The following is a 22,232-nucleotide window of genomic DNA, read 5'->3' as shown; positions in this document are numbered from 1 at the left end:
TGCACATGACCGCAGCGTCGATCCCCGGAGCGTCACTCGATCCGGTGACGTTCAATCCCTACGATTACGACTTTCACGAGGATCCCTACGTCACCTATCGCCGACTGAGGGAAGAGGCGCCGGTCTACTACAACCCGGAACTCGATTTCTGGGCTCTTTCGCGTCACGAGGACGTCGTTGCGGCGTTTCGGGACAACACGCGGCTGTCGAGTGCCAATGGCGTGTCGCTCGATCCGGCGGCCTACGGACCGAAGGCGTACAAGACGATGTCGTTCCTGGCGCTCGACGATCCGCGGCACATGCGGATGCGCCAGCTGGTCTCCCGGGGATTTACTCCGCGGCGTGTCAACGAATTGCACGGGCGCATCGAAGAATTGACGACGCAGTACCTCGACCCGGCCTTGGCATCCGGGGAATTCGACTGGATCTCGGAGTTCGCGGGCAGGCTTCCCATGGACGTCATCTCGGAACTGATGGGTGTCCCCGAAACGGACCGTTCCGAATTGCGGCGACTGGCCGACCTGGTGGTGCATCGGGAGGAAGGGGTCCTGGACGTTCCCCAGGCAGCCATGGAGGCGTCGCTGCATCTCGTGGGCTACTACGCAGACATGATCGCCGAGCGGCGCAAGAAGCCCGCGGATGATCTGACCTCGGCCTTGCTCGAGGCCGAGATCGATGGCGACCGGCTCACCGACGACGAGATCATTGCCTTCATGTTCCTCATGGTGGTTGCGGGCAACGAGACCACCACGAAGCTGCTCGGCAATGCTCTGTACTGGGGCTCACGGTTTCCGGACGAGGCGCGCAAGGTCCTCGGCGATCCGAGCCGGGTGCCGGAATGGGTGGAGGAGACACTCCGCTACGACACCTCGAGTCAGATGGTGGCGCGCACGGCGGCCGTCGACGTCTCTTTCCGCGACACGACCATTGCCGCGGGTGACAAGGTGCTCATCCTCATCGGTTCCGCGAACCGCGACCCGGCGGTCTTCGAGGATGCCGACGAGTACCGAATCGGCCGGGACACCAGCAACAAACTTGCCAGCTTCGGCGGCGGCACACACTTCTGCCTGGGCGCGCACATGGCCCGCCTCGAAGCGAAGATCGCTCTGACACAACTGGTCGAGAAGGTCGAAGGCTTTGAGGTGGACGAAACCAATTGTGTGCGTGTTCATTCGACCAACGTTCGAGGTTTCGCCTCGCTTCCACTGAAAGTGCAGGTTCGTCATGCCTAGGTTCGAACCCCATCCGCCGCGGCGTCCTGCGATCATCAGCGGTGCCTCTTCGGGTATCGGTACCGCCACTGCCTATGCGCTTGCCGACCTCGGTCATCCCGTGGCACTCGGGGCGCGGCGAGTGGCGGAATGCGAGGCCATCGCCGACAAGATCCGAAGTAGCGGCGGTGAGGCTTTCGCGCACTTCCTCGACGTCACGGACACGGCGTCCGTGAACGACTTCGTGACAGCGGCCGAGAGCACCTTCGGTTCGACGGAGATCGTGCTGTCCGGCGCCGGGGACCTCGAGTTCTCCACCGCCCACGAGATGGATCCGGATCAGTTCCTGAAGCAGGTCGATGTGCACCTCGTGGGTGCGCAGCGACTCGCGCATCGGATCCTCCCCGGGATGATCGAACGCAAGCGCGGTGATTTCGTGCTGATCGGATCGGATTGCGCAGACTCACCGCGGCCGCGGATGGGCGCCTACAACGCTGCGAAAACGGGCGTCGAGGCGATGGGCAGGCAGATGCGGATGGAACTGGAGGGTACCGGCATCCGTGCGTCGATCGTGCGTCCCGGGCCCACCCAGACCGCCATGGGTATGAACACCACTGGGGAGGTCATCGGACCCGTCCTCGAAGACTGGGCGAAATGGGGCTTCGCCCGCCACTCCTACTTCTTGCGTGCGTCCGCGATCGCTGATGCCGTCGTCGCCACCGTGAGTGCGCCCCGTGGAGCGCATCTGGTGCTGATCGAGGTTCAGCCCGAGGCGCCACTGCGAAAGGATGCCTGATGAATCCGACTCAGCCGCCGAGGGTTTCCGGCGGAGAGCGCGAACACGGCCACCTCGAGGAACTGCGCACCGACCCCATCGCCCTGATGCGGCGGGTGCGCGAGGAGTGCGGCGACGTGGGCGCCTTCCAATTGGTGGACCGCAACGTCATCATGCTGTCCGGGGCGGAAGCAAACGAGTTCTTCTTCCGTTCGAGCGACGAGGACCTGGATCAGCAGGCGGCCTATCCGTTCATGAAGCCGATCTTCGGTGAAGGTGTCGTGTTCGACGCCAGCCCCGAACGACGCAAGGAGATGCTGCACAACCAGGCTCTCCGCGGCGAGCAGATGAAGGGGCACGCCGCCACCATCGCGCACGAGGTCGATCGCATGGTGTCGCGCTGGGACGACGAGGGCGAGATCGACCTCCTCGAGTTCTTCGCGGAGCTCACCATTTATACGTCCTCGGCCTGCCTCATCGGCAAGAAGTTCCGAGACCAACTCGACGGTCGCTTCGCGCAGCTCTACCACGAACTCGAGCAGGGAACGGACGCGATCGCGTTCGTCGACCCCTACGCAGATATCGACAGCTTCCGGCGACGGGACGAGGCCCGGGTGCAGCTGGTCGCCCTCGTCCAGGACATCATGACGGACCGGATCGCCCACCCTCCGCAGGGCAAGGAGGACCGGGACATGCTCGACGTCCTCGTCTCGATCAAGGACGAGAACGGCAACGAGCGGTTCAGTGCCGACGAGATCACGGGCATGTTCATCTCGATGATGTTTGCCGGCCACCACACGACCTCCGGCACAGCGGCGTGGACGCTGATCGAACTGCTTCGCCACCCCGACTACGCGAAGCAAGTTGTGGGCGAGCTCGACGATCTGTACGCCGACGGCTCCGATATCAGCTTCGGGGCGCTGCGGCAGATCCCGAAACTCGAGGCGGTGCTGAAGGAAACATTGCGACTGCATCCGCCGCTGATCATCCTGCTGCGGGTCGCGCAGGGCGACTTCGAGGTAGGCGGATACCAGATCGCGCAGGGCGACCTCGTGGCCGCGACACCAGCGATCTCCAACCGCTTGGCCGAGGACTTCCCGAACCCGGACGCGTTCGACCCCGAGCGCTACATCGATCCGAACCAGGAAGACATCGTCAACCGGTGGACGTGGATCCCGTTCGGTGCGGGCCGGCACCGCTGCGTCGGTGCGGCATTCGCCTTGATGCAGCTCAAAGCTATCTTCTCCATCCTTCTGCAGGACTGGGAATTCGAGATGGCGCAGCCGTCGGAGACATATCGCAACGACCACAGCAAGATGGTGGTTCAGCTTCAGCAGCCTTGTGCGGTGAGGTACCGGAAGCGCAGCAAGTGATGAAAGTCGAAGCCGACCTCGATCTGTGCCAGGGCCACGCCATGTGTGAGCTCGAGGCACCTGAGGTGTTCACCGTGCCGAAGCACGGGAAGGTCGAGATTGTGGATACCGCCCCGCCCGAGGCGCTGCGCGCGAGTGTGGAAAGCGCCGTGCGCTTCTGTCCCACGCAGGCCTTGCGGATCGTCGAAGACAACGAAACTTCTGAAGGAGAATCCTGATGTCACAGTTCGATCGAAGGACCGGCCCGGCCGTACAGTTCGATCGCGCCGAGCTCGATGAGATGGTGCAGCGGTGGATAGACGAGAACAAGCGCTGCGAATCGCTCGGTGACTGGAAGCCGCTCGCCGAGATGTACACCGTGGACGCGACGTACGGATGGAACTACGGCCCCAAGGACGACTTCATGGCCGTCGGGCGCGACGAGATTCGAGACCTCGCACTCGGACAGGAGATGGAGGGTTTGGAGGGCTGGGAGTACCCCTATCAGAAAGTCGTCATCGATGACCGCAGCGGTGACGTCATCGGGTTCTGGAAACAAGTCTCCGATCGCACCCGCGAGGACGGCACCCAGTACCAGGTGTACGGGATCGGTGGCAGCTGGTTCCGCTACGGCGGCAACTTCCAATGGTCCTGGCAGCGTGACTTCTTCGACTTCGGCAACGTCTCCGCCCTGTTCCTCGAGATGATCACGAACAACGCGATGTCCGACGGTATGAACGCGCGGATCGCGCGCTCGACCTCCGGCCGGCTTCCGGGGTGGTATCCGGTGGGCCAGGCCCCGGTTCCGTTGTGGTGAGTGCCGTGCGGGTTCCCACCTCGTTCGCGGACCTGTCCCGCGAAGATCTCGCTGTGCTGGTGCCGGAACTGCTGCTGTGTGGTCATCTGATCGATCGCTCCGGCATGCCGCACCTGATCGGCGCGTTCGGACGTGAGGGGATGACGCAGGTCGCGATCGAGGAGTGGATGGCGGCGAGCCCGATCTACACCAAGCGGATGCAGCGCGCGCTGGCGTTCGAGGGTGACGGCGTCGTGACCATCTTCAAGGGTCTGCAACTCGACATCGGCGCGCCCCCACAGTTCATGGATTTCCGCTACCGCGTGATCGACCATGATCACGGCGAGTTCTGGCTGGACCATTGCGGGGCCCTCATGGACGTCGAACCGATGGGCGACGAGTACGTCACGTCCATGTGCCACGACATCGAGGACCCGACGTTCGATGCGACCGCGCTGGCCACCAACCCGCACGCGCAGGTGCGACCGGTCCACCGTCCGCCCCGGCGCCCGGCGGATCGCACTCCCCACTGCAAGTGGACCGTGACCATCGACGACACACATACCCCACCGCCGGTGCCCGAGGGCCTGGTGACGCTGGGCAGGTCGAGGGCCGCGGCGGTCGAATTGTCGCCGATCGACACTCGTGGGCCAGGCCGCCACGACTACGCGGATGCGCTTCTGAGCGATCTGCGTTTCTCCGACTTCTCCCATTCGGCGCTCGTCCGGATGGCCGAGGAAGTGTGCCTGCAACAGCACCTGCTCACGCTCGGATTCCTGTTGGCAGTGCGGTCGCGTACCGACGAGGAGTCGGCGACGACCATTGCGCGCAGACAATTCACCGGTATCGCCGGGCTCACCTCCGAGCGAATCCGGAACGCGCTCGGTCTGCCTGGCGACCTCGAGGGACTCGCAGCGGTGCTCGCCGTCCATCCGGCGTTCAATCCTCGCCAGTACGTCGAGGTCACAACCACCCTCGTCGATCGCCTCTTCCTCACCATTCGGCGTGCAGGCGGTTCCGACGCGGACGGTGCCTGGCCCTCGATGATCGACGGCGCACATCTGGAACCGCTCGACGCACTGCTGCGCGGGGTATCGCCGCGCTTCTTCGCACGGGTGATCGAGGAGACGGACACGGCGCTCACCGTGGAAGTCGTCACCGGGGAGGCGCCCGCGAAGGAGGCGTCGGAGGTGGCGCTCACCCGGTTCAGCACGGGCGCCGACTTCGCCTTCACCGACCGCGGCATACCGCTACCCCTCACCGTCGTCTGAAAGAGGACAAGTCCATGGCGTACAACCTTGCAGACCTCTTCGAACACTCCGTCGACGCCATGCCGGACCGGGTTGCGCTGATTGCAGCTGGACGGCGAATCACCTACCGCGAACTCGAGGACCGGGCCAACCGCCTGGCGCACAACCTACTCGAAGCAGGCCTGACCGCCGGCTCCCATATCGGTGTGCACCTGCACAATTCGATCGAGACGGTGGAAACGCTGCTGGCCGCGTTCAAGATCCGGGCCGTTCCCATCAATATCAACTACCGATACACCAGCGACGAACTCGCCTACGTCTACGGCAACGCCGACTTGGAAGCCGTCGTCCATCATCGGATCTACTCGCCGCGGATCGCCGAAGTCCTGCCGTCGCTGCCGAAGATCCGGTACACCGTGGTCGTCGAGGACGACCTCGGCGGCGCCGGGGTGCACAGCGACTCGGTGCCGTACGAGGAAGCGCTGTCCGGCAGCGGCCGAAGGGACTTCGGCGAGCGCAGCAACGACGATGTGTTCATCATGTACACCGGCGGCACCACGGGACGTCCGAAAGGTGTCGTGTGGACGCACGAGTCCATCTGGCGAGTGCTCGCCGGCGGCCTCGACTTCTATACCGGTGAGGCCATCGAAGACGAATACCAGCAGTCCCGGGTGGGGTCCGAGGGCGAGCCGACGTTGTGGTTCGCGTTGCCGCCGCTGATCCACGCCGCGGCGATGATGCCCACCCTCACCGCGCTGTTCAGTGGGAACACCGTGCTTGTGGAGTCGAAATTCGATCCGCACCGGACCTGGGAACTGGTGGAGCGACACCGGGTGCAGATCCTCATCATCACCGGAGATGCGATGGGACGTCCCCTGATCGAGGCTCGTCAATCCTCGCGCACCGACACGTCGAGCCTCGCGGTGGTCGCGTCGGGTGCGGCGTTGTTCTCTCCGGTGATCAAGGATGCGTTTCTCGAGGAGTTCCCGAATCTGGTGGTGTCGGATTCCATCGGCGCCTCCGAAACGGGTTTCGGTGGAATCGGGTTCGCGACCAAGGGGCAGAAGCAAGTAGGCGGCCCGCGGGTACCCGCCGGACGGTATGCCATGGTGATCGGTGACGACGATCGCCCCATCGAGCCCGGATCCGGCAAGGACGGCTGGTTCGCCAAGGGCGGCTACGTCCCGCTCGGCTACTACAACGATCCCGAGAAGACGAAGGAGATATTCCGGGAGGTCGACGGCAAACCCGTCGTGGTCACCGGTGACCGTGCGCGCATCGAGGAGGACGGTTCGATCACCCTCCTCGGGCGCGGCAACATGGTGATCAACACCGGCGGTGAGAAGGTGTTCGCCGAAGAGGTCGAGAGCGCGGTGAAGGCGCACCGAGACGTCTACGACGCCATCGTCGTCGGTGTCCCGGACGAACGCTGGGGGCATCGCGTCTCCGCAGTGGTGCAGCCGCGCGACGGTGCCGGAATCGACTTCAACGGACTCGAACAACACGTGCGGCAGAGCCTCGCCGGGTACAAGATTCCGCGGCTCCTGTGGGTGGAAGACGCTGTGCAGCGAACACCCAGCGGCAAGCCGGACTACCGCTGGGCGCAGGGCGTCACCAAGCAGCGGGAACCCGACCACCGCGTCATGTCCGGCTGACCAGGCGTTCGTACCGTTGCCGAGCCGCCTGGGTGCTGCCGAGTCCGAGACCGAATGCGATAGCTTGCCAGGTCATCCCGCGCTGACGAGCGACTCCGAGGAACAGGGCCTCGAGTTGGTCCATCTCCGCGCGGGCCTTGGGGATCAGGCTCAGCGCCGCGGTGATGTCGGCGTCGTCGACGTCGGGTTCACCGGGCTCTGGTGGCGTGGTACCGCCTGCGAGTGCGGCGACCACGCGGATGGCGCCGAGAGGTTCCAGCATCTCCGGGTGAGATTGGCGGGCACGCTGTTCCGGAGTGGACCCGTGCCGTTCGGCGATGCGGAAAAGCCCCGCATACTCGCGGTGCGCGCGATCACGACTGGGGTTGGGTGGGGTGAACGGGTCGGTGGGCATGCACTCGATGCTGCACCCTCGACCAGACGTCTGTCAACGATTTGTTGTAAACAATATGTTCACCGCCGAAGGTGGTGGCCCAGCGCGCGGGTGCGCGCTGTGCCACCACGGTGCAGGGTCAGGCCGGTGCGCGAACGACCAGAACCGTGCCGGGGAACTCGGCGGCCAGTTCCTGCCTGCTGTGCTTCACGGCGGCGGTGCCGTACCCCTTCTTGCGGCACTCGGGTGCTACCCAGATGGCTACGTCGACTTCGCGTCCGGTGAGCTCACCGAAGACCAACCCGACGGAGGTGTTCTCGGCGGTGTCCTCGCAGACGAACCACGCTGCGGACTCGTCGTCGATTCGCTTCAAACCCTCCGCGCGTTCCTTCTCGATCCGCTCCTGCGACCACGGAGTGCCGTCTTCCTCCTGTTCGGCGCAGCGGCGGCGGAACAACTCGGCGTCCTCGTCGGTGGGCGTGAACGGGCGCAGACGGAAATTGCGCCCGGTGCTCGCCGGGCGGTCGGACGCTGTCCACTCCAACTTCGCGTCGAGGTCCTCGAGTTCCGACTGGATGCGGAGGCGTTCATCCTTGGTCAGGCGACGGAACGTCAGATTGAGGACGGCTTCCGCGTACGCCTCGGATGTGTCGAGGAGGCCGGCGACGGTGGTGAGCGCCTCGGCATGATCCTTGCTGTCGACGATGGCATCGAGGACTTCGTGTCGCCGTTCGAGCGCGCGCAGAAGTGCTGCCGTGAGCTCCCGACGGTCGTGTATCCGATCTTGAACCTGTGTCGTCATATCTGCTTTCCTCGCCTCGGCCGTCATACATCTTCCGTACGGGGTCAATACTGCAAGAAGTCTCCGGACATGGCATCCGTTACCCGGCGGTACATACAGTTTTATCGTGGCGTGCAGATGACGACGGGGATCGTTCGCTCGGTCCAGGCCTGGTAGTTGTCGAAATCGGGATACATGTCGACGAGCCGCGGCCACAACTGCGCACGTTCCTCGGCGGTGGCCACACGCGCCGTCATGGAACGCACACGCGACTTCACCTGAACGGTGACCGCCGGATCGCTCCGCAGATTCAGGTACCACATCGGGTGCTTCGGCAACCCGCCCTGCGAGGCGACGAGGACGATGCGCTCGCCGTCCTCGAGGAACAGCAGTGGGTTGACCCGGGGTTCGCCGCTCTTGCGGCCGGTGGTGGTGAGCAGGCCGACGGGCAGTCCGCGCGGGAAGGCACTGCCCAACCGCCACTTGCTGCCCAGCCGCCCGCCCGTCCGCTGATACAGGACGACATTGATCTTCGACATCCACTTGATGACGGAGACCGTCCACTTGGAGTCGAGGCCGCGCGGTCGAGCGGAGCGAGGGGAATTGGGCTCTGGTCGAGCGTGGGCGGGGGCGGGTGTGTTCATGGCTGATCCTAGATTCGCTCGATGATGGTGCCGGTGGCCAGCGCGCCGCCCGCGCACATCGTGATCAGTGCCGTCGACCCGTCGGTGCGCTCGAGTTCGTGCAGCGCGGTGGTGATGAGTCGGGAACCCGTGCTGCCCACGGGATGCCCGAGCGCGAGAGCGCCACCGTTGACGTTCACCTTGTCCATGTCGGGACCGTGGACGGACGCCCACGACAGAAGTACGGAGGCGAATGCTTCGTTCACCTCGAACAGGTCGAGGTCGCCGATTTTCATTCCGCTGCGTTCGAGCACGCGTGCGGTGGCCTGGACGGGACCGTCGAGGTGGAACTCGGGTTCCGACCCGACAAGCGCCTGGGCGACGATACGGGCGCGTGGTGTCAGTCCGAGCGCGCGGGCCCGGGACTCGTCCATCAACATCACCGCGGCCGCGCCGTCGGAAATTTGTGAGGACGTGCCGGCCGTGTGGATGCCGCCCTCGAGGACGGGCTTCAGCGTGGCCAGCGACTCCGCGGTCGTGTCCCGCAGGCCCTGGTCCCGGCTGACCACTCGGCTTTCGCCGGTGGCATTGCCTTCCTTGTCGACGACGGGCGCCGTCATCGTCAGGACCTCGCGATCGAACCGGCCTTCGTCCCACGCCTGCTTGGCCCGTGCCTGCGAACGGACACCGAGTGCCTCGACGTCTGCGCGCGTGATCCCGCGGCGACGGGCGATGCGCTCGGCTGCTTCGAACTGATTGGGCATGTCGATGTCCCAGTCGGCGGGTCGGCGAGGTCCGGCGTTCTCGCCTACGTTCGCGCCGAGCGGGACCTGGCTCATCGCTTCTATCCCGCAGGCAATTCCGACGTCGATGGTGTCGGTCGCGATGAGTCCGGCAATCAGGTGATTGGCCTGCTGCGCCGATCCGCACTGGCAGTCGATCGTCGTTGCGCCGACCTGCCAGGGCAGCCCGGCATGCAGCCACGCCGTGCGGGTGATGTTGTTGGACTGCGCACCGGCCTGGGTGACGCAACCACCGATCACCTGCTCCACCACTTCCGGGTCGATGCCGGAGCGGTCGAGGATGCCCCGCTGGACGGCCCCGAGGATCTCGGCGGCATGCAAACCCGACAACCACCCACCACGTTTTCCGATGGGTGTACGCACTGCCTCGACGATTACTGGTGTGCCCACGGCGGGCTCCTTTCCTTGTCCTCAGAAAATAGAACAGGTTCTCCTATGGTGGCAAGGACCGGACCGGCTTTCCTTTGCTAGTCGCCTGGCTTGTGTTTCAATGTTAGTAGAACGTGTTTCACATCACGAAGTGGTGTATGGCCTAGGGCAGGAGACAGCAGTGGCGCAGCCCAATCTTCCAGAGGGTTTCGACTTCACCGACCCGGACATCTACGCAGAGCGCATCCCCTACCAGGAGTTCGCCGAGCTGCGTAAGACTGCGCCGATCTGGTGGAACCCGCAGCCGCCGGAGATCGGTGGCTTCCACGACGACGGCTACTGGGTGGTCAGCAAACTCGACGACGTCAAGGAGGTCTCGCGGCGCAGTGACGTGTTCTCCACGCACGAGAACACCGCGATCGTCCGCTTCGCCGACGACATCCCTCGCGAGAACATCGATATGCAGCGGTTCATCCTCATCAACAAGGACGCCCCCGAGCACACCAAACTGCGCAAGCTGGTTGCCCGAGGATTCACGCCTCGCGCGATCAACAGCCTCCGCGACGAACTCACCGAGCGCGCCGAGAAGATCGTCAAGGAAGCCGCAGAAGCGGGAGCCGGTGACTTCGTCACTCAGATCGCATGTGAACTTCCCCTGCAGGCCATTGCCGAGCTTCTCGGCGTGCCGCAGGAAGATCGGCTCAAGGTATTCGACTGGTCGAACCAGATGACCGGATACGACGATCCCGAACTGGACATCGATCCCCAGGCAGCGTCGATGGAAATCCTCGGCTACGCCTATCAGATGGCCGACGAGCGCAAGAAGTGCCCGGCCAATGACATCGTCACGACGCTGATCGAAGCGGACATTGACGGAAACGAACTCTCGCCCGAGGAATTCGGGTTCTTCGTCATTCTCCTGGCGGTGGCAGGCAACGAGACCACCCGCAACGCCATCACGCACGGCATGATCGCTTTCCTCGACCATCCCGATCAGTGGGAGCTCTACAAGAAGGAACGCCCGAAGACGGCAGCCGACGAGATCGTTCGCTGGGCCACCCCGGTCAACTCCTTCCAGCGCACCGCGCTCGAAGACACCGAGCTGGGCGGCGTGCAGATCAAGAAGGGGCAGCGAGTCGTGATGCTCTACGGCTCAGCGAATTTCGACGAGGACGCCTTCGACCATCCCGAGAAGTTCGACATCCTGCGGGAGAACAATCCGCACGTCGGTTTCGGCGGAACGGGCGCACACTTCTGCCTGGGCGCGAACCTCGCCCGGCTCGAAATCGACCTGATCTTCAATGCCATCGCCGACCACTTGCCCGACATCAGTAGGCTTGGAGATCCGCGGCGACTGCGCTCGGGTTGGCTCAACGGAATCAAGGAGTTCCCAGTGGACTACAAGACGACGTCTGGCGGCTGCCCGGTCAAGCACTGACCCCCACAAATTCAGCGGCGTCGGAGGGCACCCTCATCCTCTCCGACGCCGCTGTTCTATGTCCTGCTGTTTCCTAATGCGAATCGACGCACGACGAAGGCCCCGGTCCGCTGGTGGACCGGGGCCTTACACGCGCGAAGTTCGCGGCGTCAGAGTGTGCGCACAGTCTTCATCGCCCGCTCGACCTCCCAGAAGGCGCGGAGAGATGCGATCTTGCCTTCCTCGTTCACCCGGTAGATGATCACGCCCTCGGCGTCGATCTGTGCTCCGCCGACGACTGACCGTATCGTCCCGATGGTCACATTCTCGTTGCCGCACACCAGCGAGTCGGTGATGAGGAATTCGAGCGACTCGGTGGTCGCGATCGTCATGTCGTAGAACCGTGAGATCGCCTCGAGTCCACGATGCCCCTTGCCTTCGGGGTCGAAATGCGAGGGACCGACAGGGTCTTCCACGCAGGCGTCGTCGGCGAACAAGGCGAGCCACTCGTCCTTGCGTCTCCCGCTGGCGGCCTCTCGTGACGCCTGCCCCGCAAGGCGTGCCGGGTGGTCGGTGGTGGTGGTCATGTGCACCCCTAGTCGATGTACTGGTCGGCGAACTTACGCATGGAGTCCTGCTTGGCTTCGAGGGGTCCGTCGAACCCGATGCCGTCGAAGATCCACGGGACGACGATGGTGTCGGTCACTCCCGCCTCGGCCAGTTCCGCGTATCCCTCCTTGCCGAAGCGGTCGATGCAGACGGTCTGTATTTCGTACGGCAGCTCTGCCCTCCCGTACTCCTCGCGGAGTTCACGGAGGCGTGCAATCACCTGGACGAGATCGTCGAATTTGATCATTGCCGACGTCCAACCATCGCCCACCCTGGCGGCCCGGCGAAGTGCCACGTCGGTGTGCCCGCCGACGTAGAACGGCACCGGTTTCGTCGGGGCCGGGCTCATCTGCAGGCGGTCGAAGTCGTAGAACGCACCGTGGTACTCGACCATTCCGCCACCGAGAATCAGTCTGATGACCTCGATCATCTCGTCGACGCGGGCGCCCCGTTTCGCATACGGAACCCCGCACCATTCGAATTCCTCCGGAGCCCAGCCGATGCCGACCCCGAAGCCGAAGCGATTGCCGGTCAGATTCGCCACCGACCCAACTTGGCGGGCGAGGAGCACCGGATTGCGCGATCCCAGTTTGAGGACCTGGGTGTAGAACTCGATCCTCGAGGTGACAGCGCCCATCGCCGCGGCGGCGATCAGTGGATCCACCCAGGGCGTTTCCTCGTTCCACATCCGCGAACCGTCCGGGGTGTACGGGTAGTCGGTGCTCTGCTTCTCCATGAAGAACAGCGAGTCGGGCAGCGCGATGGACGAGAAGCCGCACTCCTCGGCTGTTTTCGCGAGGGCAGGTAGTTGGTCGAGGGGATTCATGGCAATGCCGACGGTGAATTTCATGATGGTGACCCCGCTACTGGTTGTCCGGCCGGTCGGATCCGACCACCCACATCGAGAAGTATTGAGAGCCGCCACCGTAGGCGTGGCCCATAGCCTTGCGTGCGTCTTTCACCTGGTGATCACCGGCGCGGTGCATCACCTGCATGGCCGACTCGGCGAACCGGATCATTCCCGAGGCGCCGATCGGATTGGACGAGAGGACACCACCGGACGCATTGAGCGGAAGGCGTCCACCGATGGCCGTCTCGCCCGCTTCGGTCAGCTTCCACCCCTCACCCTCGGACACGAACCCGAGGTTCTCGAGCCACATCGGTTCGAACCACGAGAAGGGGACATAGATTTCGGCGACGTCGATCTCGTCGAGGGGATCCTTGATTCCGGCGGCCTCCCACAGGGCGGCGGCAGCATCCCTGCCCGCCTGCGGGTTCACCTGATCCCGCCCGGAGAACGTGGTGGGTTCGGTACGCATGGCCGTGGCGTGAATCCAGGCGACCTCGCGACCCTCTGCCGTCACCCGCTCCGCCGCTTCCTCGTTGCCGATCACCATGGCGCAGGCGCCGTCCGAAGACGGGCAGGTCTCGTCGTATCGGATCGGATCCCACAACATCTGGGAAGCCTGCACGGACTCCAGGGTGATATCGGGTTGCTGCAGATGGGCGTACGGGTTGAGGCTGCCGTTGAGGCGGTCCTTCACCGCCACCATCGCGCCGATGTGCTCGGGCGCTCCCGACCGCCGAATGTAGGACCGGACGTGCGGAGCGAAATAGCCTCCCGCGCCGGCACCCACTGGCATGTTGAAAGGGATGGGGGTCGACAGCGCCCACATGGCATTCGACTCGGACTGCTTCTCCCAGGCGACCGTCAGCACTCGCTTGTGTACGCCCGCCTTCACGAAGCTCGACGCCACGACAGCCGTGGATCCGCCGACCGATCCCGCGGTGTGGACACGGAGCAGCGGCTTACCGTTGGCGCCCACAGCATCCGACATCGCGAGTTCCGGCATCATCGAACCCTCGAACAGGTCGGGTGCCTTGCCGATCACGACGGCGTCGATGTCGTCCCAACCCACGCGCGCGTCTTCCATGGCGCGGTCGATGGCCTCGCGGACCAGGCCGGCCATCGACACATCGTGCCGCTTCGCCACATAGTGGGTCTGGCCGGTGCCGAGTACAGCGGCTAGTTGATTCGCCATCAGTTGCGTCCCTCCAAGACTGCGACCAAATTCTGTTGCAGCACAGCACCACTCGTGGCGTGTGCCAGCGTGCGCCCGGCGTTGCCGTCCATGATGGCCCTGGCTGCGTAACCTATGCGCTCCAGGCCCGCCGCGAACATCGGGTTCCCGCTGAGCGGACCTCCCGAGGGATTGATCGTCGTCGAATCGGGCAGTCCGATGGCCTCGCGCAGGATCAGCTCCTGGTGGGTGAAGGGACCGTGCAGTTCAGCCACGTCTATTCCGCCGACGTCACCGCCGGTGGCGGCCCTGGCCGCCGACGTCGTGGAAGGCGACACCGTCAGGTCGCGGGCACCGAAGTTCGGGGAGTCGATCCGGTGTTCGATCCCGGTGATCCACGCCGGACGTTCACACAGCTCACGGGCACGGTCGCCGGCTGCCAGTACCACCGCGGCAGCCCCGTCGGTGATCGGTGCGCAGTCATGGGCGCGCAGCGGATCGGCGACGAACGGTGAGGCCAGCAACGTCTCGATGTCGACGTGGCCGGACAGCTGGGTGTTCGGGTTGCTCTCGGCTGCCGCTCGGCTGCGGGCCGCCACGGCTGCCATCTCCTCGGTCGTCCACTTTCCGGCATCGAGCCCGAGACGGGCCTGTAAGCCCGCGATCGACACCGAGTCGAGGGCGAGAGGTGTCACCAGATAGGGGTCGAGTTGCATCGACAGGACCTTGCGGAGATTGCCCGCCGACGACTTGCCGAAGCCGTAGACGAGGGCGGTGTCGACCTCCCCGGTCATGATCTTGACCCAGGCTTCGTAGAAGGCCCACGCCGCATCCATCTCGACGTGAGATTCGTTGATCGGCGGAACCGCACCGATCGAGTCGACCGCGGAGATGAACGAGAACGCCCGACCCGCCAGATAGTCGGACGATCCGGAACACCAGAAGCCGATGTCCGACTTCGTGATCCCGAGTTGGTCGTACAGCTGCTGAAAGCAGGGGACCAGCATTTCGACGCCGTTGGTGGTGCCGGTGGTCTGACGCACGTGCGGTGCGTGCGCGAACCCGACGACTGCGATATCTGTCATTGTGCCGCGCCCTTACAGGTGGTGTTTGAAGGTGTCGTACTCGGCGTCGGGCTCACCCGTCGGCCTGAAGTACTCGATGTTCTCGAGGGTGTAACCCCACTCCTCGCGTGGTTTCCACTTGGCTTCCACGCGCATGCCCATCCGGACGTCGGCGGCGTCGCACTCGAGAATGAGGTGCAGGAATGCGATGTCGGCGCCGTCGAGCAGCACATACGCTGCGACGTACGGCGGCTTGATGCGCTGACCGAGGAACGGGACGTTGACGATGCAGAAGGTAGTGACGATGCCCCGGTCCGGCAGCTCCACCTGCTCCTTCGTCGGGATGCCGTCGGTGGGATTGGCGCTGCGAGGCGGGATGTAGACCTTGCCGTCCGCGCCGGTGCGGCCGCCGATGAGCTTGCCTTCCTTCAACCCTCGAAGGTAGTAGCTCTCCTCGGCCGACGCCGAATGCATGTAGTCGAGGTCGACCGGCGTCGTCACCATCGTGACCGGCTCCGAGTCCTCGGGCGTCCCGGCGTCGCCGGCCGACTCACCCGGTTCGAAGCACACGATGTCCTGAATGCGTCCGACGCGCTGCTCCGCCCACCGCGCCCGGACACGCATTCCCGTGCTCATCGCGGCGACGGAAGGCACGTCCACCGCGTGCACCAAGGCGGTGTCGGCGCCGTCCAACTTGATCAACGCCCACGCGAACGGCTCGGTGAGCGGCTGTCCGGCAATAGGATCCGGCATCCATGTCCAACTCACCACGGTTCCGGCGTCGGATACGCCGACGAAGTCGGTGAGCGGTTCCGCCGTGTCGGGGTCGAATTCGGGCGGCGGAACGTAGACGCGTCCGTCCGATCCGCGCGCGCCGATGACTTTGCGGTCGCGCAGCGCAGTCACGAAGGCTCCGATGGTCGGGCCCACCGACCGGGTGTAGTCGAATTGAAGTTTCAGCGGGGCGCTCAATGGAGTATTCGAGAACTTTTCGGCCACCGCGCTCTTTCCCATGGTCACAACTTCGAGTAGAACAGGTTCTAGTGTTTGTGGCAAGGGTCACTTCTGACGACGGTCGATGCGGAGGCACACGATGAAGCTCGGGTTGCAACTCGGATACTGGGGCGCGCAGCCGCCGGCGAATGTCCCGGAGCTGATCGCCGCCGCCGAGGCCGAAGGATTCGACGCCGTCTTCGCCGCCGAATCATGGGGATCCGACGCCTTCACCCCCCTCGCGTGGTGGGGGTCGAGCACCGAACGCGTCCGCCTCGGCACCTCGGTCGTGCAGATCTCGGCGCGTACCCCGACGAGCTGCGCGATGCACGCGCTCACCCTCGACCACCTCAGCGGAGGTCGGGCCATACTCGGGCTCGGGGTGTCGGGCCCGCAGGTGGTCGAGGGGTGGTACGGCCAGCCCTTCGAGAAGCCCCTTGCGCGCACCCGTGAATACGTGTCGATCGTGCGCCAGGTGCTCGACCGTCGAGAGCCCGTCACCAGTGCCGGGCCGCACTACCCACTGCCGTACACCGGGCCGGGCAGCACCGGCCTGGGAAAGCCCCTCAAACCGATCACCCACCCCCTCCGGGCGGACATCCCGATCTGGCTCGGCGCCGAGGGTCCCAAGAACGTGGCGCTCACCGCCGAAATCGCCGACGGCTGGCTCGCGATCTACTACTCACCCCGCCTCGCCCCCATGTACAACGCATGGCTCGACGAGGGCTTCGCACGGCAGGGTGCTCGTCGTAACCGGGAAGACTTCGAGGTCGCGGCCACCTGTCAGGTCATCATTACCGACGACCGTGCCGCAGCCATCGACGGGCTGAAACCGATGACAGCGCTCTACGTCGGCGGCATGGGCGCACCCGAACTGAACTTCCACGCCCAGGTGTACACCCGCATGGGCTACGGCGAACAGGTCGAAGAAATCGGCCGCCTCTTCCGTGCAGGCCGCAAAGACGACGCCGCCGCCGTCGTCACCGACGACATGGTCACCGAGACCATGATCATCGGCAACGTCGACGAAGTCCGGGCCGACGTCAAACGCTGGGCCGACGCCGGAGTCACCACACTCCTCGTCTCGTGCCGCGACGCCCCGCACGTGCGGCAGCTCGCCTCCGCTGTCCTGGGCTGACCTCCCCGTCCCCGCCCCTGCCTTCCCTCCCGCCGGGCGAATGTACCTTTCGGCGCCTCAGGTGCGTCGAAAGGTACATTCACCCGGCCGCTGTGAGCATCCGGACCTCCGGTCGGGGGCGGGACGACGCCAACTGGTAGTGGCTGCGGAGGTCGTCGATCACGCGGTCGGGGTGGTCGCGGACGGCACTAGGGAGCGTCGGAAGCACGATGATGCCGTGGTTCTGCATCCGGGTTCGGCGCTCGACGGTTGATTTGTAGGCATTGGGCGCGAGATGCCAGTCGAGCGAGTCGATGTCCCAGGCGAACGCGACCTCGTCGATCCAACCGTCCGGCATGGCGATGAACTGTCCGTCGGCGTCGACGATCCTGCGGTTGAATGCCATTCGGGGTAGTCCGCTCCGCGTCCACAATCGGCGGGCTTCGGCTTCGGACACCGAGTGGACGTCGGCGCTCACCTCGCGCAGCACGGCACGGGGGAGTGCTGCGCCGCGGCCACTGCCCGCGTCCAACTCCGCGATGAGCTCGGGGACTCTTGCCCCGCCTCGCTGGATCACCTCGGCGATGAGGGATCGAGTGCTGTCCAGGGTGCGGCACCGTCGCGCCGCGTCGAGCAACGCGCGTGGAAGCGGGGCGCAGGGAAGCCCGTTGCGCATCACCGGCGCCGGCATTCGCGTCGTGCGTTCGACGAGGACGAAGCCCGTGGACTGGACACGCCGGTGCGTGGCGATCAGGACGTGGGCATCGCCGGAGTACGACGTTCCGTACCCGTATTCGTGTAGCGCTGCGCGCCCGGTGAGGACCGCGTTGTCGCTGCTGAGCACGATCGCGGCCACGGCACGCTGACGTGCGGTCGGGTGGCCGTTGCCGAGCATCACGACGCCGGGAAGGATCCGTTGCCACGGCCCGCCCGGACGGCATCGAGCGTCGATCGCCGAGTTCGACACTCCCCAATGCCTCAGTTCGGCGGTGCGGATGATCCCTGATCGGCTGATTCCGTACAAGTCTTCGAGCCGATGCTTCCATTGTCCCCGTCGCATGGACTCGATGATGACGCACCCGCTGCCGGCGGCAGGGTTGTTCACCAGGCGTTTTGGTGAGGCCTGTGGATAACTTGGGGGTTGTGGATAAGCCTTACATCCTGGGCGAATGTACCTTTCGGCGCCTCAGACGCGCCGAAAGGTACATTCGCCCGGCGGGGGAGGGGGTGGCTGGGGGTGGGGGAGGTCAGCGGCGGGGCAGGGTCAGCGGCCCTGGAAGTTCGGCGCGCGCTTTTCGGCGAAGGCGCGGGGGCCCTCCTTCGCGTCGGCGCTGGTGAATACGGCGGTGCCGAGTGCGGCGTCGATCTGGAAGGCGTCATCCTCGTGCATGCCTTCGGTGTCGCGGATGGTCTTCAGGATGGCCTGGACGGCGAGGGGTCCGTTGGCGGAGATGAGGTCGGCGAGTTCGAGGGCCTTGTCGAGGGCGTGTCCGTCGGGAGCGACGTGTCCGATGAGGCCGATCTCCTTGGCTTCGGCGGCGGTGATGTGGCGTCCGGTCAGGAGAATGTCCGCAGCGATGGTGTACGGGATCTGCCGGACGAGGCGCACCGCCGAACCGCCGAGCGGGAAGAGCCCCCATTTCGCTTCGGACACACCGAATTTGGCGCTCTCGCCGGCGACGCGAATGTCGGTGCCCTGAAGGATCTCGGTTCCGCCTGCGATGGCCGGTCCCTCGACCGCTGCGATGAGGGGTTTGGTGAGGCGACGGCCCTTGAGGAGGGCCTCGATTTTCGACAGGTCCCACGCCGGCTGGTTTCCCTCACCCCCGCCCGAGAAGGAGTCGCCAGGGTGCTGCACCGTCATGGCCTTGAGGTCTGCTCCCGCGCAGAAGGCTCCGCCGGCACCGGTGAGGATGGCGACGCGGATGTCCGGGTCGGCGTCGACCTGATCCCACGCGTCGCGCATGATCGCCATCATTTCGCCGGACAGCGCGTTCTTCGCCTCGGGGCGGTTCATCGTGACGATCAGGACGTGCCCGCGCTTCTCGACGAGGCAGTGCGGCGACTGTGCTGAAACGTCGGTTTTCTCGGTGGTGGTAGAGGACACTGAAGTCTCCCGAAGGGTGTGTGAGCTGGCTCTCAAATTGGGTCTTGCCAGAAACGGTAACACGTTCTACTTTGTTGACGTGGCCCTTAATATCGCAGACCTCGTAGAGCACGCAATCGACCTCGTTCCGGACCGCGTCGCGTTGGTGTCCGACGACCGGGAAGTGACGTACGCGCAGATGGAGGAGAGGGCCAATCGACTAGGCCATTACCTGCGTGAACAGGGTGTCCGGCCGGGTGACAAGGTGGGCATCTACAGCCGCAACACCCTCGAGGCCATCGAGGCCATGGTGGCGGTGTTCAAGATCCGGGCCGTGATGGTCAACGTCAACTACCGGTACGTCGAGAACGAGTTGCAATACATCTTCGAAAATTCGGACATGGTCGCGCTCGTGCACGAGCGTCGGTACGCCGACAAGGTGGCAGCTGTGCTGCCCCGCACGCCTCTGGTGAAGACCGTCGTCGTCATCGAGGACGGGACCGATCTCGACTACTCGTCGTACGGCGGCGTCGAATACGAGACCGCGTTGGCGCAGGGTTCCCCGGAGCGCGACTTCGAGGAGCGCAGCAACGACGACATCTACATGCTCTACACCGGCGGCACCACGGGTAAGCCGAAGGGCGTCATGTGGCGTCAGGAGGATGTCTGGCGTGTGCTCGGTGGCGGTATCAATTTCATGACCGGTGAGTACGTCGAGGACGAGTGGGACCTTGCCAAGCAGGGTGCCGAGACCGCCGGCATGACCCGCTTCCCCATCCCGCCGATGATTCACGGAGGCAGCCAGTGGGCCACTTTCCAAAGCTTGTTCGGCGGCGGCAAATGCGTGATGCACCCGGAGTTCGACGGCCACGACGTTTGGCGAATCGTCGACCAGCACAAGGTCAATCTCGTCTTCATCACGGGCGACGCGATGGCGCGACCCATGCTCGACGCCCTGATCGAGGGCAACCCGGCCACCGGTGAGCCGTACGACCTGTCGTCGCTGTTTCTGATGGCCAGTTCGGCGGCGCTGTTCTCGCCCAGTATCAAGGAGAAATTCCTGGAACTGCTGCCCAATCGGATGATCACCGATTCGATCGGCTCGTCCGAAACCGGCTTCGGCGGATTGAGTGTGGTGGAGAAGGGCAAATCGCACGGCGGCGGGCCGACGGTGAAGATCGACGCCTCCACTTCGGTCATCGACGACGACGGGAACCCGGTGGAGCCCGGCTCGGGCAAGGTCGGCATTCTCGCGCGCAAAGGACATATCCCGATCGGCTATTACAAGGACGAAGAGAAGACCAAGGCGACGTTCCGGGAGTATCACGGTGTCCGCTACTCGATCCCCGGCGACTTCGCGCAGGTGGAGGCGGACGGCACCGTCACGATGCTCGGACGTGGTTCCGTCTGTATCAACAGCGGCGGCGAGAAGATCTTCCCCGAAGAGGTGGAAGGCGCGCTGAAGTCGCACCCCGACGTGTTCGACGCCCTGGTGGTCGGTGTGCCCGACGAGCGATTCGGCCAGCGCGTCGCCGCCGTCGTCCAGACGCGCGGCGGGGCGCGTCCCGGCCTACACGAGATCGCATCGGCCGCGCGTAAGGAAATCGCCGGATACAAGGTGCCGCGCAGCCTGTGGTTCGTGGACGAGATCAAACGTTCGCCTGCAGGTAAGCCCGACTACCGCTGGGCCAAGGAACAAACGGAATCCCGACCCGCCGACGACCACAACGGCAACGGTTCGGCCCAGAGCGACACCGTGACGAGCAAAGGCGCGTAATGCACACAGCTTTGAGTGAGAAGTTCGGCATCGAGTACCCCATCTTCGGGTTCACGCCCTCCGAGCATGTGGCCGCGGCTATTTCGCGGGCCGGCGGCCTGGGCGTGCTCGGCTGTGTTCGGTTCAACGATCCGGAGGAACTCGAGGCCGTCCTGACGTGGATGGACGAGAACACCGACGGGAAACCGTACGGCGTCGACATCGTGATGCCGGCCAAGATCCCGACGGAGGGTACGTCGGTGGACCTGGAGTCGCTGATTCCGGCGGAACATCGTGCCTTCGTCAACCGCACCCTGGACGAGCTGGGTGTGCCGCCGTTGGAAACGGGCACCGAGCATGCGACGGGGGTGCTCGGCTGGCTTCACTCGGTGGCCCGCTCGCATGTCGATGTCGCGCTCAATCACCGTATCGCCCTGATCGCCAACGCACTGGGCTCGCCGCCCAAGGATGTCATCGATCAGGCCCACGCCAAGGGTGTTCCCGTGGCGGCGCTCGCCGGGGCGGTCGAGCATGCGCGCAGGCACGTTGCGAACGGCGTCGACATCGTCATCGCGCAGGGATATGAAGCGGGCGGGCACACCGGTGAGATCGCGTCGATGGTGCTGGTTCCGGAGATCGTCGACGCGGTAGGCGATTCCGCTGCAGTGCTGGCCGCCGGCGGCATCGGAAGCGGCCGTCAGGTGGCGGCCGCACTGTCGCTCGGGGCGTCCGGTGTCTGGATGGGGTCGTACTGGCTCACGACGTCGGAGTACAAGCTCGGCAGTGCGTCGGCCGACGGACCATCCGCCATCCAGCGGGCCTTGCTCGGTGCGACCTCGGCCGACACGGTGCGGTCCCGCATCTACTCGGGTAAGCCCGCGCGCCTGCTGAAGACCAAGTGGACCGATGCGTGGTCGAAGCCGGAAGCCCCTGCCCCGCTGCCGATGCCGTTGCAGAATCTGTTGGTCAGCGACGCTCACCAGCGGATCGCCGCTTCGGAGAATCCGGACGTCGTCGCGATGCCGGTAGGACAGATTGTCGGCCGGATGAACGAAATCCGGCCGGTGTCCGAGGTGATGGACGAGCTCGTCTCCGGCTTCGAGGCGGCGGTGTCCCGGCTCGTTTCGTACAAGTAGCGGTACTGGGGTGGCGAAGTAGGCGGGAGCGTACTTCGCCGCCCG

At 64.9% G+C, this 22,232-nt stretch carries 22 protein-coding genes; 11 read left to right on the top strand and 11 right to left on the bottom strand.

What is annotated here, in order from left to right; genetic code table 11:
* The first annotated feature begins 5 nt into the window (after positions 1–5).
* Genes ACH49N_RS06935 through ACH49N_RS06905 form a run of 7 tightly spaced genes read left to right on the top strand, consistent with a single transcriptional unit; the run spans position 6 to position 7,039 of the window.
* A complete protein-coding gene (locus ACH49N_RS06935) occupies positions 6–1,232 on the top strand; it encodes a cytochrome P450 (protein WP_358271272.1) in 1,227 nt (408 codons plus the stop codon).
* Positions 1,225–2,007 (top strand): SDR family oxidoreductase, encoded by a 783-nt coding sequence (locus ACH49N_RS06930; RefSeq protein ID WP_358271270.1) that lies wholly within the window; start codon positions 1,225–1,227, stop codon positions 2,005–2,007. Before ACH49N_RS06935 ends, ACH49N_RS06930 begins: the two co-directional genes overlap by 8 nt.
* Entirely contained in the window at positions 2,007–3,359 is a 1,353-nt protein-coding gene (locus ACH49N_RS06925; RefSeq protein WP_250773139.1) for a cytochrome P450, read from the top strand. The genes ACH49N_RS06930 and ACH49N_RS06925 overlap by 1 nt, the downstream gene beginning before the upstream one ends.
* Positions 3,359–3,577, top strand: a complete 219-nt coding sequence (locus tag ACH49N_RS06920) for a ferredoxin (RefSeq protein WP_358271433.1) — start codon at positions 3,359–3,361, stop codon at positions 3,575–3,577. The genes ACH49N_RS06925 and ACH49N_RS06920 overlap by 1 nt, the downstream gene beginning before the upstream one ends.
* Positions 3,577–4,155, top strand: a complete 579-nt coding sequence (locus tag ACH49N_RS06915) for a nuclear transport factor 2 family protein (RefSeq protein ID WP_358271269.1) — start codon at positions 3,577–3,579, stop codon at positions 4,153–4,155. Before ACH49N_RS06920 ends, ACH49N_RS06915 begins: the two co-directional genes overlap by 1 nt.
* Positions 4,149–5,405, top strand: coding sequence for a hypothetical protein (locus tag ACH49N_RS06910; RefSeq protein ID WP_397504484.1), 1,257 nt, complete (start codon positions 4,149–4,151; stop codon positions 5,403–5,405). The genes ACH49N_RS06915 and ACH49N_RS06910 overlap by 7 nt, the downstream gene beginning before the upstream one ends.
* A 14-nt stretch (positions 5,406–5,419) precedes the next feature.
* Complete coding sequence (locus tag ACH49N_RS06905) at positions 5,420–7,039, top strand: acyl-CoA synthetase (protein ID WP_358271266.1); 1,620 nt, start codon at positions 5,420–5,422, stop codon at positions 7,037–7,039.
* Here ACH49N_RS06905 and ACH49N_RS06900 read toward each other — a convergent pair.
* The 4 genes from ACH49N_RS06900 to ACH49N_RS06885 all read right to left on the bottom strand — a co-directional run bounded on the left by ACH49N_RS06900 (position 7,026) and on the right by ACH49N_RS06885 (position 10,009).
* Complete coding sequence (locus tag ACH49N_RS06900) at positions 7,026–7,433, bottom strand: DNA-binding protein (protein ID WP_159919270.1); 408 nt, start codon at positions 7,431–7,433, stop codon at positions 7,026–7,028. The genes ACH49N_RS06905 and ACH49N_RS06900 overlap by 14 nt on opposite strands.
* Before the next feature lie 118 nt (positions 7,434–7,551).
* Positions 7,552–8,214, bottom strand: coding sequence for a GNAT family N-acetyltransferase (locus ACH49N_RS06895; RefSeq protein WP_250773146.1), 663 nt, complete (start codon positions 8,212–8,214; stop codon positions 7,552–7,554).
* 101 nt (positions 8,215–8,315) lie between these two features.
* Positions 8,316–8,837: a nitroreductase family deazaflavin-dependent oxidoreductase gene (locus tag ACH49N_RS06890; protein WP_358271264.1), complete on the bottom strand. Its 522-nt coding sequence runs from the start codon at positions 8,835–8,837 to the stop codon at positions 8,316–8,318.
* Between the two features lie 8 nt (positions 8,838–8,845).
* Positions 8,846–10,009, bottom strand: a complete 1,164-nt coding sequence (locus ACH49N_RS06885; RefSeq protein ID WP_358271263.1) for a steroid 3-ketoacyl-CoA thiolase — start codon at positions 10,007–10,009, stop codon at positions 8,846–8,848.
* 160 nt (positions 10,010–10,169) lie between these two features.
* Between ACH49N_RS06885 and ACH49N_RS06880 the strand changes: the two genes are divergently transcribed.
* A complete protein-coding gene (locus ACH49N_RS06880) occupies positions 10,170–11,426 on the top strand; it encodes a cytochrome P450 (RefSeq protein WP_159919278.1) in 1,257 nt (418 codons plus the stop codon).
* Between the two features lie 149 nt (positions 11,427–11,575).
* Here the strand turns inward: ACH49N_RS06880 and ACH49N_RS06875 are convergent, their stop codons facing one another.
* From ACH49N_RS06875 to ACH49N_RS06855, 5 genes are read right to left on the bottom strand one after another with little or no spacing between them, the layout of a single operon-like run.
* Positions 11,576–11,992 (bottom strand): nuclear transport factor 2 family protein, encoded by a 417-nt coding sequence (locus ACH49N_RS06875; RefSeq protein ID WP_109334863.1) that lies wholly within the window; start codon positions 11,990–11,992, stop codon positions 11,576–11,578.
* A gap of 8 nt (positions 11,993–12,000) precedes the next feature.
* On the bottom strand, positions 12,001–12,864 hold the full coding sequence (locus ACH49N_RS06870; RefSeq protein ID WP_358271261.1) for a TIGR03619 family F420-dependent LLM class oxidoreductase: 864 nt from the start codon (positions 12,862–12,864) through the stop codon (positions 12,001–12,003).
* A 13-nt stretch (positions 12,865–12,877) separates the two neighbouring features.
* Positions 12,878–14,056: a thiolase domain-containing protein gene (locus ACH49N_RS06865; protein WP_358271259.1), complete on the bottom strand. Its 1,179-nt coding sequence runs from the start codon at positions 14,054–14,056 to the stop codon at positions 12,878–12,880.
* Complete coding sequence (locus ACH49N_RS06860; RefSeq protein ID WP_358271257.1) at positions 14,056–15,120, bottom strand: thiolase domain-containing protein; 1,065 nt, start codon at positions 15,118–15,120, stop codon at positions 14,056–14,058. The genes ACH49N_RS06865 and ACH49N_RS06860 overlap by 1 nt, the downstream gene beginning before the upstream one ends.
* A gap of 12 nt (positions 15,121–15,132) precedes the next feature.
* On the bottom strand, positions 15,133–16,113 hold the full coding sequence (locus tag ACH49N_RS06855; RefSeq protein ID WP_317768554.1) for an OB-fold domain-containing protein: 981 nt from the start codon (positions 16,111–16,113) through the stop codon (positions 15,133–15,135).
* A gap of 79 nt (positions 16,114–16,192) precedes the next feature.
* Between ACH49N_RS06855 and ACH49N_RS06850 the strand changes: the two genes are divergently transcribed.
* Positions 16,193–17,230 (top strand): LLM class F420-dependent oxidoreductase, encoded by a 1,038-nt coding sequence (locus tag ACH49N_RS06850; protein WP_358271255.1) that lies wholly within the window; start codon positions 16,193–16,195, stop codon positions 17,228–17,230.
* Between the two features lie 79 nt (positions 17,231–17,309).
* Here ACH49N_RS06850 and ACH49N_RS06845 read toward each other — a convergent pair whose 3' ends face one another.
* The gene (locus ACH49N_RS06845; protein WP_358271254.1) at positions 17,310–18,269 is read right to left on the bottom strand and encodes a hypothetical protein; all 960 of its coding nucleotides are present in this window, start codon (positions 18,267–18,269) and stop codon (positions 17,310–17,312) included.
* Between the two features lie 204 nt (positions 18,270–18,473).
* On the bottom strand, positions 18,474–19,316 hold the full coding sequence (locus ACH49N_RS06840; RefSeq protein ID WP_358271253.1) for a crotonase/enoyl-CoA hydratase family protein: 843 nt from the start codon (positions 19,314–19,316) through the stop codon (positions 18,474–18,476).
* A 79-nt stretch (positions 19,317–19,395) separates the two neighbouring features.
* Between ACH49N_RS06840 and ACH49N_RS06835 the strand changes: the two genes are divergently transcribed.
* Together ACH49N_RS06835 and ACH49N_RS06830 are read left to right on the top strand one after the other, a co-directional pair.
* Complete coding sequence (locus ACH49N_RS06835; RefSeq protein WP_213573732.1) at positions 19,396–21,072, top strand: acyl-CoA synthetase; 1,677 nt, start codon at positions 19,396–19,398, stop codon at positions 21,070–21,072.
* The gene (locus ACH49N_RS06830) at positions 21,072–22,187 is read left to right on the top strand and encodes a nitronate monooxygenase family protein (RefSeq protein ID WP_109326908.1); all 1,116 of its coding nucleotides are present in this window, start codon (positions 21,072–21,074) and stop codon (positions 22,185–22,187) included. The genes ACH49N_RS06835 and ACH49N_RS06830 overlap by 1 nt, the downstream gene beginning before the upstream one ends.
* Positions 22,188–22,232 lie beyond the last annotated feature (45 nt).

The organism is Rhodococcus sp. NPDC019647 (genome assembly GCF_044389235.1).
Classification (GTDB): Bacteria; Actinomycetota; Actinomycetes; order Mycobacteriales; family Mycobacteriaceae; genus Rhodococcus_F; species Rhodococcus_F oxybenzonivorans.
The sequence above is the reverse complement of the archived record's forward strand: the minus strand, read 5'-3'. Positions and strand labels throughout refer to the sequence as shown.